Source organism: Streptomyces sp. NPDC048191 (assembly GCF_040652655.1).
Taxonomy (GTDB): Bacteria; Actinomycetota; Actinomycetes; order Streptomycetales; family Streptomycetaceae; genus Streptomyces.
Window position 1 is genome coordinate 73,897 of sequence record NZ_JBEZMO010000026.1, and the last position, 13,311, is coordinate 87,207.

The window sequence follows — 13,311 nt, forward strand, 5'->3', positions numbered from 1 at the left end:
GTCATGGCCTGTTCGCGGCGCTTACTTTTTCCCCTCCTGACGCATGCCGAGGGGAATTCGGACATGGCCGAACGCGGTCGGCACCGCCGGTACCAGCCGAACAGGATCAACCGCGCCTCACTCACCGTCACGGCGGGCGGCGCCGGCCTCGCGATCCCGCTGGTCGCCGCCGGCACGGCCGACGCGGCCGACGCCTCCACCTGGAACAAGGTCGCCGCCTGCGAGTCCAGCGGTGACTGGAGCATCAACACCGGCAACGGTTACTACGGCGGGCTGCAGTTCACCCAGTCCACCTGGGAGGCGTACGGCGGCACGCGGTACGCCCCGCGCGCCGACCTGGCGACCCGGGACCAGCAGATCGCCGTCGCCGAGAGGGTGCTCGACGGGCAGGGGCCGGGCGCCTGGCCCGTCTGCTCGGTGCGGGGCGGGCTGACCCCGCCCCACTCTCACCCGGGTTCGAGCGGGGGGACCCCCACGGACGCCGACCCCGGCGTGCACCCGGACAGCGCCGCCACCCGGCCCGCGCAGGCCGCGAAGAAGAGCTCCGTACGGGACGTACGGCCACAGACCACTCCGCAGTCGCGCGCCGGCCGGGCCGAGATGTACACGGTGGTGCACGGCGACACCCTCTCCGCGATCGCCGACGAGCACCACGTGCGCGGCGGCTGGCGCGGCCTCTACGCCGGCAACCGCGCGACGATCGGTGCCGATCCCGACCTGATCCTGCCCGGCCAGCGGCTCAGCCTGCACGGCGGGGCCGCCGCCGACACCGCGTCCCGCGCGAAGGCCGGCACCAAGTCCCCGAAACGGAAGGCCCCTTCGGAGCACAGGACCACCACGCACCGGACCAGGTCCACCGGCCGCACGCTCGTCGTCCCGGTCGACGCGCCCATCGGCACCGGCTACCGCGTCGCCGGCTCGCACTGGTCGAAGGGCTACCACACCGGCATCGACTTCCTCGTGCCGACCGGCACCTCCGTGCAGGCCGCGGAGGCCGGGCACGTGGTGGCCGCGGGGTGGGGCGGATCGTACGGCTACCAGGTGGTGATCCGGCACGCCGACGGCCGCTACACGCAGTACGGGCACCTGTCGGCGATCTCCGTGCGGATCGGGCAGAACGTCACCGCCGGGCAGCGCATCGGCCGCTCCGGGGCCACCGGAAACGTCACCGGTCCGCATCTGCACTTCGAGGTGCGGACCGGACCCGGCTTCGGTACGGACATCGACCCGCTCGCCTATCTGCGGGCCGGCGGCGTCAGGATCTGACGCGTGGACGCCGCCGGTCGAGGACCGGCAGCGGGACCTGGACACCCGAGGGCAGCGCGGTGAAGGAGGCGGGGAGCACGGCGTCGGTGGGGTCCCCGCCGCCGGGCCCCGGCACGATCAGCTCGCGCAGCACCGGCTCGCCGCGTGTGCCCTCGCCCTCGCCCCGCTCCGCCTCCACCGGTGCCGCCCCGCGCTGCTGCGGCACGCCGGGGAACGCGTCCGCGGCGGAAACAGCCGCGGATACCGGTTTCGTGACGTCGGCCGGCCGGGAGGGCGCCTTCGTGCGGGCGGTGGGAACGGCGGGGGAAACCGGTTCCGTGCCGTCGGCCGGCAGGGCGGGCGTCCCGGTGCGCTCGATCCGTTCGGTGGTCAGCATGATCAGGCCGCCCGCCGCGACCACCCCGCAGCTCACGGCGAGCACCGTGCCCGTGCCGCCGTAGCGGAACGTCTCGCCGAACATCAGAATGCCGACGGCGGCCGCCAGCACGGGGTTGACCACGGTCAGCGTGGCCAGCGGGGCGGCCAGCCCGCCGCCCCGGTAGGAGGCCTGGGACAGCAGGACACCGCCGACCGCGAACACCGCGATCGCGGCGAGGGCGGGCAGGTCGTCCAGGTCGATGCCGTGGGTCCAGTCGACGGCGACGGTCTTGGTGAACACCGACGACATGCCGAACGCTGTGCCGGAGGCGGTGGCGAGCAGGACGCTGCGCACCGCCGGGTGCCGGTGCGCGGCCCGTCCCGCGCACATCAGCGCCACGACCGCGCCACCGGTGACCAGCGCGACCGCCACCCGCTGGGCCGGGTCGAGGGAATGCGCGTCGGAGGAACCGACCAGCGACAGCAGACCGGCGAGGCCCACCGTGGCCATGACCGCGCCGCGCCAGGCGGTCGCCCCGGCCCGGCGGCCGACGAACAGCGCCGCCATCGGCAGCGCGAAGACGATGGTGAGCGCGCCGAGCGGCTGCACCAGGCTGAGCGGGCCGTAGGCCAGCGCCACCACGTGCAGCAGACCGCCGAGACCGTTGAGCGCCAGGGCAGCCCACCAACCCGGCCTGCGCACCGGCATGTACGCGCTGTCCGGGGAGGACACCGCCACCTGCTCCTGCACGATGGCCCCGGCCGCGTAGGCGAGGGCGGACACGAACGACAGCAGCACGGACAACGCGAGGGAGCTCATCGGCATCTCCTCTGCGTGAGGCGGGGGCCCTGAGCCCGGCGCGGCGTACGGTCGGCTTCCATGGCCAACACTCTGCCCGCCCGCGCTCTTCCCGTCGTCGTCCCTGAGCACGCAATGCCTCCTACTGCCGATGGAGTACACCAGCCGGGCGATCATCCTCGCGACGGGTGACGCGCGGCCGGACACCCCCGACGCCCGGCCCGGAAACGGGTCTGCTACCACTACGTGCCGTGGACCTCGACCCCGGCCTCGCCGACCTCCGCCCGCTCGGCGGCTTCTTCGTCCTGCGGACGGTCCCGGACCCGGCAGGAGCCGCCGGCGCACCGGACCCCGGGCGGCTGCCGACCCTCGCGGAGGCCTACGAACGGGTGCCACCGGACGCACAGCGCGACGCCCTGACGGCACGGGTAGCCGTGGTCGCGGACCGGCTCCGCACCGCCGAGCAGCGCGTCGCCGCCTCCATCGCCCAGCAGGGGCTGGCCGCCCGGCTGTGGTCGGCGGCCCTCGGCTGCGCCGTCCTGTACGGCCGGGTTCCCGACCTCGACCCGCGCCTGCTGCGCTTCGACCCCCTCGCCTCCGCCCCCGACGATCTGTGGCTCACCGGACCGCGCCCGCTGCCCGGCGATGCCGCCACCGTCGCCGGCATCGTGCTGCACGGACACCTGGAGCCCCTCGGCGAGGCCCTGATGGCCCGTTACGGCAGCGCACCCGGACTGCTGTGGGGCAACGCGGGCTCCGCGCTCGCCGGGGCCGCCCGGGAACTGGACCGCTGGGCCCGCGCCCACGGCCGTACCGACGCGGCCGGTCGCGCCCGCGCCCTGACGGACGAACTCTTCGCCCACCCCCTGCTGCGCACCACCGGCATCCGCACGGGCACCGCCTTCCGCCGTCGCAGCTGCTGCCTGTACTACCGGGTGCCCGGCGGCGGGGTCTGCGGCGACTGCTGTTTCCTCCGGCCGCCGCGCTCTTCCCCGGGAGCCGCTTCTGGGTGACCATGAGGGGAACCTGCCGCCGGTACAAGGGGGTTGTCGGGTGCGAGTGGGACTGCTGACCCGGGAGTACCCCCCGGACGTGTACGGCGGCGCCGGTGTCCATGTGGAGTTCCTGGCCCGGGAGCTGACCTCGCTGGTGGACCTCGAGGTGCACACCTGGGGCGAGGGCCGCGGCGTCGGCGTCGTCCGCCACCGCCCCTGGTCGGCGCTCGACGGCGCCAACGACGCGCTGCGCACCTTCTCCGTGGACCTGTCCATCGCCGCCGCCCTCGAAGGCCGCGAACTCGTCCACTCCCACACCTGGTACGCGAACCTCGCCGGCCACGTCGCCAAACTCCTGTACGGCGTTCCGCACGTGGTCACCGCCCACTCGCTGGAGCCGCTGCGGCCCTGGAAGGCGGAGCAACTGGGCGGCGGATACGCGCTGTCGGGCTGGGCCGAACGCACCGCGATCGAGGCGGCCGACGCGGTGATCGCCGTGTCCGGCGCCATGCGCGCGGACATCCTCGCCTGCTACCCGGCGCTCGACCCGGCGGCCGTGCACGTCGTGCACAACGGCATCGACACCCGCCTGTACCGCCCCGACCACGGAACCGACGCCCTCGCCCGGCACGGCATCGACCCCGCCCGCCCGTACGTCCTGTTCGTCGGCCGGATCACCCGTCAGAAGGGCGTGCCCCATCTGCTGCGCGCGGTACGGGAGATCGAACCCGGGGTGCAGGTCGTGCTGTGCGCGGGCGCCCCCGACACCCCGGAGATCGACCGGGAGTTCCGGGAGCTGTTCGAGGAACTGAGCCGGATCCGCGCCGGGGTGTTCTGGATCCCGCAGATGCTGCCGCGCCCGGAGGTCGTCCAACTCCTCACGCACGCGGCCGTGTTCGTCTGCCCCTCGGTGTACGAACCGCTGGGCATCGTCAATCTGGAGGCGATGGCCTGCGGCACACCGGTCGTGGCCTCCCGGGTCGGAGGGATCCCGGAGGTCGTGGCGGACGGCCGTACCGGTCTCCTGGTCGACGTGGACGACGGGTTCGAGGCCGAACTCGCGCGGGCGCTGGACACCGTGCTCGGCGATCCGCAGGCCGCCCGGCGGATGGGGGAGGCCGGACGGGAGCGCGCGGTGGGGGAGTTCGGCTGGGACGCCGTGGCCCGGCGCACGGCCGCGCTGTACGAGGAGATCCTCAAGCAGGCTTAGTCCCGTCTGCTCGGGGCAGCCATGGTTCAACCAGGGTGAGGGGAGCGGCCATGCGTCGTGGAGGGCCTTCCGTACTCGGGATCGTACTGGCGGGCGGCGAGGGAAAGCGTCTGATGCCGCTGACCGCCGACCGCGCCAAACCAGCCGTCACCTTCGGCGGCACCTACCGACTCGTCGACTTCGTCCTGTCCAACCTCGTCAACGCGGACGTGCTGCGGATCTGCGTGCTGACCCAGTACAAGTCGCACTCGCTGGACCGGCACATCACCACCACCTGGCGGATGTCCAGCTTGCTCGGCAACTACGTCACACCCGTTCCCGCCCAGCAGCGCCTCGGCCCGCGCTGGTACCTGGGCAGCGCCGACGCCATCCTGCAGTCCCTGAACCTCGTCCACGACGAACAGCCCGAGTACGTGGCCGTGTTCGGCGCCGACCACGTCTACCGCATGGACCCGCGGCAGATGCTCGCCCAGCACATCGACGGCGGCGCCGGTGTGACGGTGGCCGGCATCCGGGTGCCGCGCGTGGAGTCCTCGTCGTTCGGGGTGATCACACCCGGCACGGACGGCCGTACGGTGGAACGGTTCCTGGAGAAGCCGGCCGATCCGCCGGGCCTGCCGGACGACCCGGAGACCGTCTACGCCTCGATGGGCAACTACATCTTCACCACCAAGGCCCTCATAGAGGCCCTGCACCGGGACGCGGAGGACGAGCGGTCCGTGCACGACATGGGCGGCTCGATCCTGCCCCAGCTGACCGCGCGCGGCGAGGCCCAGCTGTACGACTTCAGCGACAACCACGTACCCGGCGAGACCACCCGCGACCAGGGGTACTGGCGGGACGTGGGCACCCTGGACGCCTACTACGAGGCGCACATGGACCTCATCGCCGAGCGCCCCGCGTTCAACCTCTACAACCGTCAGTGGCCCGTTTACACCCACTCGGGCCAGCTCTCCCCGGCCCGCTTCAACGGGGGCGGCATCGCGGGGGAGTCCATCGTCAGCGCGGGCTGCCTGATCCGCGGTCAGGTCACCCGGTCGGTCCTCTCCCCGGGCGTCCGGGTCGACCCGGGCGCGGTGGTGCAGGGCTCGGTGCTGCACGACAACGTGCGCATCGGCCGGGGCGCGGTGGTGCGTGGCGCGGTCCTGGACAAGAACGTGGAGGTCCCGCCCGGTGCGACGATCGGCGTCAACCCGGAGCGGGACGCGGAACTGTACACCGTGTCCAAGGGCGGGGTGATCGCTCTAGGGAAGGGGCAGCGGGTGCCGTAGGGCCGGGGTGCCCGGCATGCGTTGCGTTGTGGGATGTGCGGCGCCGGCCGGCCGGCCGAGACGGTCGGTGAACTCGCCCCGGGGGAGCGGTCGTACGAGCGACGCCCCGCACCCTGGGACGCGCCGATCTGCCCGCCGCCCTTGCCCTCGGCGGCGGTCGTCGGTTCCCGGGCTCGGCCGGACGCTGCCGAGCGGGCACGGCCGCGTGGCTGCGCGCTCGTTCAGGTCACCGGCGACAAGCGCCGTGCGGACGCGCACCGCTTCCGCACCGCGCCGGGCTTCGCCCGCGGCCACGCGCGCTTCGGGCCGGCGCTCTGACGGGCCGTCACCGTCGGCCCCTGCCGGGCGCGACGCGTTCGCCCGATAACCGTACCTTGCCCGGTTCTGAGTCGTTCGACCTTCAGGATGCAGACAACGACGTCGAACCTGCGGAGGTCATCCGACATGAGAGGGACCCGGCGCACACGGCTGTGCCTGGCCGGTGTGATGGCAGCGTCCGCGCTGATCGCCACGCCCACCGCACGGGCCGCCGAGCGGACCGACGGCCACCTCACCGACCTGGTCAACCCGTTCATCGGGACCCAGGACGAGGGCAACACCTTCCCCGGCGCGGCCGTGCCCTTCGGCATGGTGCAGCTCTCCCCGGACACCGGGCACATGACCGGCTACGACTACACGCAGAACCGTATCCGCGGTTTCTCGCTGGTCCATCTCTCGGGCGTCGGCTGCCGCATCGGCGGTGATCTGCCCGTGCTGCCCACCACCGGCGACGTCACGCAGACGGACTACACCCGGTACGCGGCCGACTTCTCGCACGAGGACGAGACGGCGAGCCCGGGCTACTACCGCGTCGGCCTGTCCTCGGGTATCCGTGCCGAGCTGACCGCGACCGAGCGCACCGGCGTGCAGCGCTACACCTTCCCGGCCACCGACAAGGCCAACGTCCTGCTGAACGCCGCCCAGGCGCTGCACAAGCCGGTCTCCAGCACCGTCGAGATCCTCGACGACCACACCGTGCGCACCGAGATCACCGGCCACGGCTTCTGCCGGGACACCGGCCCCTACACCGTCTACACGATCACCCGCTTCAGCCGGCCCTTCACCGCATACGGCACCTGGGACGGCCAGACGGTCACGCCGGGCTCGCGCAGCGGCCCCGGCGGCGCCTACGTCCGCTTCGACGCCACCAGGGACCGTACGGTCGAGGCGACCACCGCCCTGTCCTACGTCGACGCGCGCGGCGCGGCCGGGAACCTCGGTGCCGAGGGCGGCAGGCCCTTCGACGCGGTACGCGAACGGGCCCGCGAGGAGTGGGAGAAGCGGCTCTCCGCCGTCCGGGCCCAGGGCGGCACGAGCACCCTGCGCCGGACCTTCTACTCCTCGCTCTACCGGTCGTTCCTCGCGCCCAACCTCGGCAGCGACACCGACGGCCGGTACTTCGGCTGGGACCGCCGGGTCCACCACGCCCAGGGCTTCACGTACTACCAGAACTGGTCCCTGTGGGACACCTACCGCACCCAGGCCCAGCTCCTCGCGCTGCTCGCGCCCCGCGAGGCACGGGACATGGCCCGCTCGGTCCTCGCGATCGACGAGGACGGCGGCTGGCTGCCCAAATGGGGCTACGGCCCGGTCGAGACGAACATCATGAGCGGCGATCCGGTCACGCCGTTCCTGACCACGGCCTATCAGATGGGGCTGCTCAAGGGCTTCGAGGAGCGGGTCTACCGCGCGCTGCGGAAGAACGCCGACGGGGTCCCGCCCACCGACTACCCGGGCATCGGCCGGGAGGCCAACGCCGAGTACCTCGCGCACGGCTTCGCCCCGTACGACAAGGCCCGCCCCTACACCAAGATGGGCGACTCCGACTACCACCACGGCGCCTCCGTCACGCTGGAGTACGCCCTCGCCGACGCCATGCTGGCCCAGATGGCCCGCGGCCTGGGCCACCAGGACGACGCCGCCCGCTATGCCGCCCGCGCGCAGAACTACCGGAACATCTTCGACCCCGGCACCGGCTTCTTCCGCGCCCGTGACGCCTCCGGGGCCTTCGCCGGCTCGGCCGACCCGGCGGCCGGCGCCGGGTTCCACGAGGGCACCGCCTGGCAGTACCAGTGGCTCGTGCCGCAGGACGTGCCCGGCATGGTGCGGCTCATCGGCGGCGAGCGTGCGGCCAACGACCGCCTGGACTCCTTCTTCGCCTACGACCGGCTGCTCGCCGACCCCGCGAGGACGGCCCGCGAGGTGTGGGTGCACGGCGACGCGTACGCGTACTACAACGCCGACAAGTACAACCCGATGAACGAGCCCGACCTCATCGCGCCCTACACCTATCTGGCCACCGGTCAGCCGTGGAAGACCACCGACGTGGTGCACGCCGCCCTGACCCTCTTCACCGACGGACCCACCGGCATCACCGGCAACGACGACCTGGGCACGATGTCGGCCTGGAACGTGCTGTCGTCCATCGGGCTCTTCCCGATCCAGCCCGGCTACGACACCTGGGGCCTGTCCACCCCCGTCTTCGACCGCGTCGACCTCACCCTGGACCGCCGGTACTGGCCGGGCGGCCGCCTGACGATCGCCGCGCCCGGCACGTCCGCGACCGACCGCTACATCCAGACCGTCCGCACCGACGGAACACCGCACGGGCGTACGTATCTGACGACGGGTGGGCTGCGCTCCCTGCGCTCGCTCACGTTCACGGTCGGCCCGCGCCCGTCTGAGTGGGGTACGTCACCCGAGGCGGCGCAGCCAGTGCTGAAGTGACCTCACCTGTCACTTGGGTCCCGCCCCTTTCGGAGGGGCGGGTCTTAATCTGCTGTTAACTGAGCGTAGCCTGATCGTACTTGACCGTAATCGGGTGGCGGAGTTTGACTGCAGATCCACCCGTCGTCGACGCGCGAGGCAAGCCCTTGACTTCCGACCTGCTGGCTCCACTCGACCTGGCGTTCTGGAACATCGAGTCCGAGCGGCATCCGATGCACCTCGGTGCGCTGGGCGTCTTCGGTGCCCACTCACCGACCGCCGGCGCCCATGCCGCCGACCTGCTCGCCGCCCGGGCCGCCGCCGTGCCCGGGCTGCGCCTGCGCATCCGCGACGTCTGGCAGCCGCTCGCCTTCGGCGGCGCCACCCGGGAGACGGACCCGGACTTCGACCCGCTGAACCACGTGCGGCTGCATGCCCCGACCGACGACTTCCACGCGGTTGCCGGCCGGCTCATGGAACGGCCGCTGGAGCGCGGCCGGCCCCCGTGGGAGGCGCATGTGCTGCCCGGCGAGGACGGGGTGTCCTTCGCGGTGCTGTTCAAGTTCCACCACGCCCTCGCCGACGGGTTGCGCGCACTCAAGCTCGCCGCGGGCGTCCTCGATCCGGTGGACCTGCCCGAGCGGGCGCCCCGGGTCATCGAGCCGCCGCGCGGGCTGCTGCCCGACGTGCGCCGGCTGCCGGGGCTCGTGCCGTCACTGGTCAGGGGCGCGCTGTCCGACGTGGGCCGGGCCCTGGACATCGGTGCCTCCCTCGCCCGGTCCACGCTCGGCATGCGGCCCACCTCCGCGCTCACCTCGGCGCCGAGCGGCACCCGCCGTACGGCCGGGGTCGTGGTCGACATCGACGACGTGCACCGCGTGCGCAAGACCGTCGGCGGCACCGTGAACGACGTGCTCATCGCCGTCGTCGCCGGTGCGCTGCGCAGCTGGCTGGAGGAGCGGGGGGAGGGCACGAAGGGTGTGGCCCCGCGCGCCCTCATCCCCGTCTCCCGGCGCCGTCCGCGCACCGCGCATCCACAGGGCAACCGGCTCTCCGGCTATCTGATACGGCTCCCGGTGCACGAGCCCGATCCGCTCGGCCGGCTCGACACCGTGCGCACCGCGATGATCCGCAACAAGGACGCGGGGCCCAACCGGGGCGCCGGTGCCGTCGCGCTGCTCGCCGATCACGTCCCGGCCCTCGGCCATCGGCTCGGCGGACCGCTCGTCGGCCAGGCGGCCCGGCTGTGGTTCGACATCCTGGTCACCAGCGTGCCGCTGCCCGGGGTCGGGCTCAGGCTCGGCGGCCACGAGCTGAAGGAGGTCTATCCCCTGGCACCGCTCGCGCCGGGGCAGTCGCTGGCGGTGGCCATCTCGACGTACCGCGGCCGCGTGCACTACGGGCTGGTCGCCGACGCGCAGGCCGTGCCGGACCTCGACCGGTTCGCGTACGCGGTCTCGGCCGAGCTCTCGACGCTGCTGGCTGCCTGCCAGGTGTGACGTTCCGCCCCCGGCCACCAGGGGGTTTCCACCCGCACCACCGGTGCCGCTCGCGTCGCCGGGTGCGGGTGGCCCCTGCCGGGGGCGGACCCACCACCGGCGACCGCGGCCGCCGAGACGACCGAGGGACGCCTGAGCGGGGACGTGTGGTTTCGCGGGCCGGGGCGGCCCCCGCGAGGCGGCTTCGGACCGGCGGGGGAGGGGCGGGCGGGCGGTCTGGTGGGGGCGTGGCGGTGGTGAGTGGCTTCGTCGCTGGTCCGGGCGGGTTTGGCGGTGGGGCCGTGCGCTCCGTAAAATCCTCCGTTCGAAGCGGGCGCGAGTCGGAGCGCTGCGCGGGTGATCAGGGAAGCGGCAGCGCGATGACGGTGACAGAGGACGGCTCCATGGCCTCCATGACCACGGACGAGGTGGTCTACGGGCCGGGCATCGACCCCGAGCGGCTCGCCGTCTGCCTGAGCGTGCTCGAGGAACTCGACCGGATCGAAGTCGACCACCCGGACGCGATCAAGGTCCGCCGGGCCACCTCGCACATCTACCGCACGGTCAAGCAGCGCCGCCGCCAGGAGCGCCGGGCCGCCAAGACCGCGCACGACCGCGCCGTCACCGAGGCCACCGCCACCGGCTCCGCCGAGCGCATCGACGACGAGACCGAGGGCCTGCTGCCCTCGTCCAAGGTCGAGGAGGGCCGGATCGCGGGCATACTCCAGCGCCCCCGCTCCTGCTACACCTGCAAGGGCCGCTACGTCGAGGTCGACTACTTCTACCACCAGCTCTGCCCGGACTGCGCCCGCACGAACCGGGCCAAGCGCGACGCCCGCGCCGACCTCACCGGCAAGCGCGCCCTGCTCACCGGCGGCCGCGCCAAGATCGGCATGTACATCGCGCTGCGCCTGCTGCGCGACGGTGCGCACACGACCATCACCACGCGCTTCCCCAAGGACGCCATCCGCCGGTTCAAGGCGATGGAGGACTCGGCGGACTGGATCCACCGCCTGGAGGTCGTCGGCATCGACCTGCGCGACCCGGCGCAGACCGTCGCCCTGGCCGAGCAGGTCGCCGGGGCGGGCCCGCTCGACATCCTGATCAACAACGCGACCCAGACCGTACGGCGCCTGCCCTCGGCGTACGCGGCCCTGGTCGACGGGGAGACCGCACCGCTGCCCGCCGGCGAACTGCCCGCCCACTCGGTCATCGGTGCCTTCAACTCGGGCGCGGTCGACGGCATCGCCGCCCTGCCCGTCGGCACCAGCGGACTGGACGCACAGAAGGTCGCCGACCTCGCCCTCGTCGCGGGCAACGCCAGCGTCACCCGGCACCTCGACGGCACCGCCATCGACGCCGGCGGTCTCGTCCCCGACGTCGTCGACACCAACACCTGGGTGCAGACCATCGACCAGATCTCGCCCATCGAGCTGCTCGAGACCCAGCTGTGCAACTACACGTCGCCGTTCATCCTGATCAGCGCGCTGCGCCCGGCCATGGCCGACGCCGCGAGGAAGGCGGACAGCGGGCGCGCCTACGTCGTCAACGTCTCCGCGATGGAGGGCGTCTTCGGGCGCGGTTACAAGGGTGCGGGCCATCCGAACACCAACGCCGCCAAGGCCGCCATGAACATGGTCACGCGGACCAGCGCGCAGGAGATGTTCGACACCGACGGCATCCTCATGACCTCCGTCGACACCGGCTGGATCACCGACGAGCGCCCGCACTACGACAAGCTGCGCCTCGCCGAGGCCGGCTTCCACGCACCGCTCGACCTGGTCGACGGCGCCGCCCGCGTCTACGACCCGATCGTCCGCGGCGAGGCGGGCGAGGACCTGTACGGCGTCTTCATGAAGGACTACGCGCCCGGCAAGTGGTGACAGCCGCGGGCCCGCCGCCCGCTGCGGCGGCCCCCGCCCGGCTCGGGGGCGAGGCGGCCGTGCCGCACTCCCCGGCGGCCAGGTCACGCGTCCCTCCCGGTGCTGGGCCGGCGGCAGCCCCCGGCGGCACCGCGGGTCCCTCGCGGCGGACGCGCGGCCGACTGGGTGCCCGGGCTGCCCGCGCAGGCAGGATCGTCGCGGGGCCGTCAGCCCGCCCGACGCTCCGCGCCGGAGGTGTCAGTCAACGGCGCCCAGGCGTGAATTACGGGCCGCCACCAGCTCCAGTACCGTGCGCCAGTCCTCCAGGACGCCCGCGTCGAAGCCCGCCGCACGGCTCTCCTCGGCGGCCTGCCGCAGCCGCACCACATCGTCGTCGGCCGCTCCCGCGTCCCCGCGGACCAGCCGGAAGACCCGCTCCCCGAGCAGGGAGCGCACCGCCTCGGCCGCGCTGAGCGCCCGGCCGGGCTCGTCGCCGGGGCACAGCACCGGTCCCATGCCGTGGACCAGCCCCGCGACCTGGAGCTCCTTGTCGGCGGGGCGGCTGCGGCGCAGCAAAGCCGCCGTTTTCAGCGCGTGCTGGTGCCGGCCGGCGTACAGCAGATCCATCAGCTCCTCGACGCTGCGCAGCTCCATGCGTCAGTCCTTCCGCGAGACAGCCGTTGCCGCTCATCAGCAGATCATGGCGAGCTTGCGCCCCGGCCAACGGGACCTGAACTGCCTCGCGGTGACCGTGGACACCGGACCGATTCGAATAAAAGTTCGCAGCCATAGGCCGCGTGGGTGATTCGTCTTACTGGTCACGTGCTGCGCTTTGTTTCAAATAGCGGCATATTGAGGGTTATTGAGAGGGAGTGCGAAGCGCGATAGTTACACCTTGTTTGCACTCCCTATCGAGCGGCAGGCCGCTCATTTGGTTAATCTGGTAGGGACGGGCAGCAGCACGGGGTCCTACCCACACCCATCGTCCGTCCCGGGGCGAGCCGGCCGACAAGGGTCTGCTCCGCACGACGTACCGGCGCCACCGCGTCCGAACTGGCTTTTTATCCAGACCCGAGCGGGCGTTCAGTGCCGGAGCGCAGACTGTCCGGTACAGCCCCCGAGGGTGACCGACACATAAGGAGTGCGCGGTGACACCGGAGAAGACGAATCGCGAACAGCGCCCCAAGGAACGCACGGAGCGCTCGGGCCGGCAGCCCGGAGAACTCGGCAGTCTCGACGTGTGGGCCCGGTCCGCCCCGATCCGCCTGGCGGGCTACGAGGACGACCTCGCCGAACCCCACATCCTGCCCAGCGTGGACTGACCCCGC

Annotated in this window: 11 protein-coding genes; 9 read left to right on the top strand and 2 right to left on the bottom strand. The window is 72.7% G+C overall.

Features of this window, described 5'->3' with window-relative positions:
• Positions 1–63 precede the first annotated feature (63 nt).
• The gene (locus AB0D93_RS31695) at positions 64–1,266 is read left to right on the top strand and encodes a transglycosylase family protein (RefSeq protein WP_362126743.1); all 1,203 of its coding nucleotides are present in this window, start codon (positions 64–66) and stop codon (positions 1,264–1,266) included.
• Here AB0D93_RS31695 and AB0D93_RS31700 read toward each other — a convergent pair.
• The gene (locus tag AB0D93_RS31700) at positions 1,256–2,443 is read right to left on the bottom strand and encodes a DMT family transporter (protein WP_362126746.1); all 1,188 of its coding nucleotides are present in this window, start codon (positions 2,441–2,443) and stop codon (positions 1,256–1,258) included. The genes AB0D93_RS31695 and AB0D93_RS31700 overlap by 11 nt on opposite strands.
• Positions 2,444–2,673: 230 nt before the next feature.
• Here AB0D93_RS31700 and AB0D93_RS31705 point away from each other — a divergent pair, with 230 nt between their 5' ends.
• The 7 genes from AB0D93_RS31705 to AB0D93_RS31735 all read left to right on the top strand — a co-directional run bounded on the left by AB0D93_RS31705 (position 2,674) and on the right by AB0D93_RS31735 (position 12,004).
• Positions 2,674–3,435: a (2Fe-2S)-binding protein gene (locus tag AB0D93_RS31705; protein ID WP_362126749.1), complete on the top strand. Its 762-nt coding sequence runs from the start codon at positions 2,674–2,676 to the stop codon at positions 3,433–3,435.
• 40 nt (positions 3,436–3,475) lie between these two features.
• Positions 3,476–4,627 carry a glycogen synthase gene (gene glgA, locus AB0D93_RS31710; protein WP_362126752.1) on the top strand — a complete coding sequence of 384 codons (1,152 nt, stop codon included), beginning with the start codon at positions 3,476–3,478 and terminating at the stop codon, positions 4,625–4,627.
• A gap of 50 nt (positions 4,628–4,677) precedes the next feature.
• A complete protein-coding gene (gene glgC, locus AB0D93_RS31715) occupies positions 4,678–5,898 on the top strand; it encodes a glucose-1-phosphate adenylyltransferase (protein ID WP_362126755.1) in 1,221 nt (406 codons plus the stop codon).
• Between the two features lie 33 nt (positions 5,899–5,931).
• Positions 5,932–6,216, top strand: coding sequence for a hypothetical protein (locus AB0D93_RS31720; protein ID WP_362126758.1), 285 nt, complete (start codon positions 5,932–5,934; stop codon positions 6,214–6,216).
• A 126-nt stretch (positions 6,217–6,342) separates the two neighbouring features.
• Positions 6,343–8,664 (top strand): GH92 family glycosyl hydrolase, encoded by a 2,322-nt coding sequence (locus AB0D93_RS31725; RefSeq protein ID WP_362126761.1) that lies wholly within the window; start codon positions 6,343–6,345, stop codon positions 8,662–8,664.
• 146 nt (positions 8,665–8,810) lie between these two features.
• Positions 8,811–10,142 carry a wax ester/triacylglycerol synthase family O-acyltransferase gene (locus tag AB0D93_RS31730; RefSeq protein ID WP_362126764.1) on the top strand — a complete coding sequence of 444 codons (1,332 nt, stop codon included), beginning with the start codon at positions 8,811–8,813 and terminating at the stop codon, positions 10,140–10,142.
• Between the two features lie 359 nt (positions 10,143–10,501).
• Positions 10,502–12,004, top strand: coding sequence for an SDR family NAD(P)-dependent oxidoreductase (locus AB0D93_RS31735; protein WP_362126767.1), 1,503 nt, complete (start codon positions 10,502–10,504; stop codon positions 12,002–12,004).
• Positions 12,005–12,241: 237 nt separating this feature from the next.
• On the opposite strand, the gene AB0D93_RS31740 is transcribed toward AB0D93_RS31735, so the two are convergent.
• Complete coding sequence (locus AB0D93_RS31740) at positions 12,242–12,637, bottom strand: hypothetical protein (RefSeq protein WP_362126770.1); 396 nt, start codon at positions 12,635–12,637, stop codon at positions 12,242–12,244.
• A 494-nt stretch (positions 12,638–13,131) separates the two neighbouring features.
• Here AB0D93_RS31740 and AB0D93_RS31745 point away from each other — a divergent pair, with 494 nt between their 5' ends.
• Positions 13,132–13,305 (top strand): hypothetical protein, encoded by a 174-nt coding sequence (locus AB0D93_RS31745; RefSeq protein ID WP_362126773.1) that lies wholly within the window; start codon positions 13,132–13,134, stop codon positions 13,303–13,305.
• Positions 13,306–13,311 lie beyond the last annotated feature (6 nt).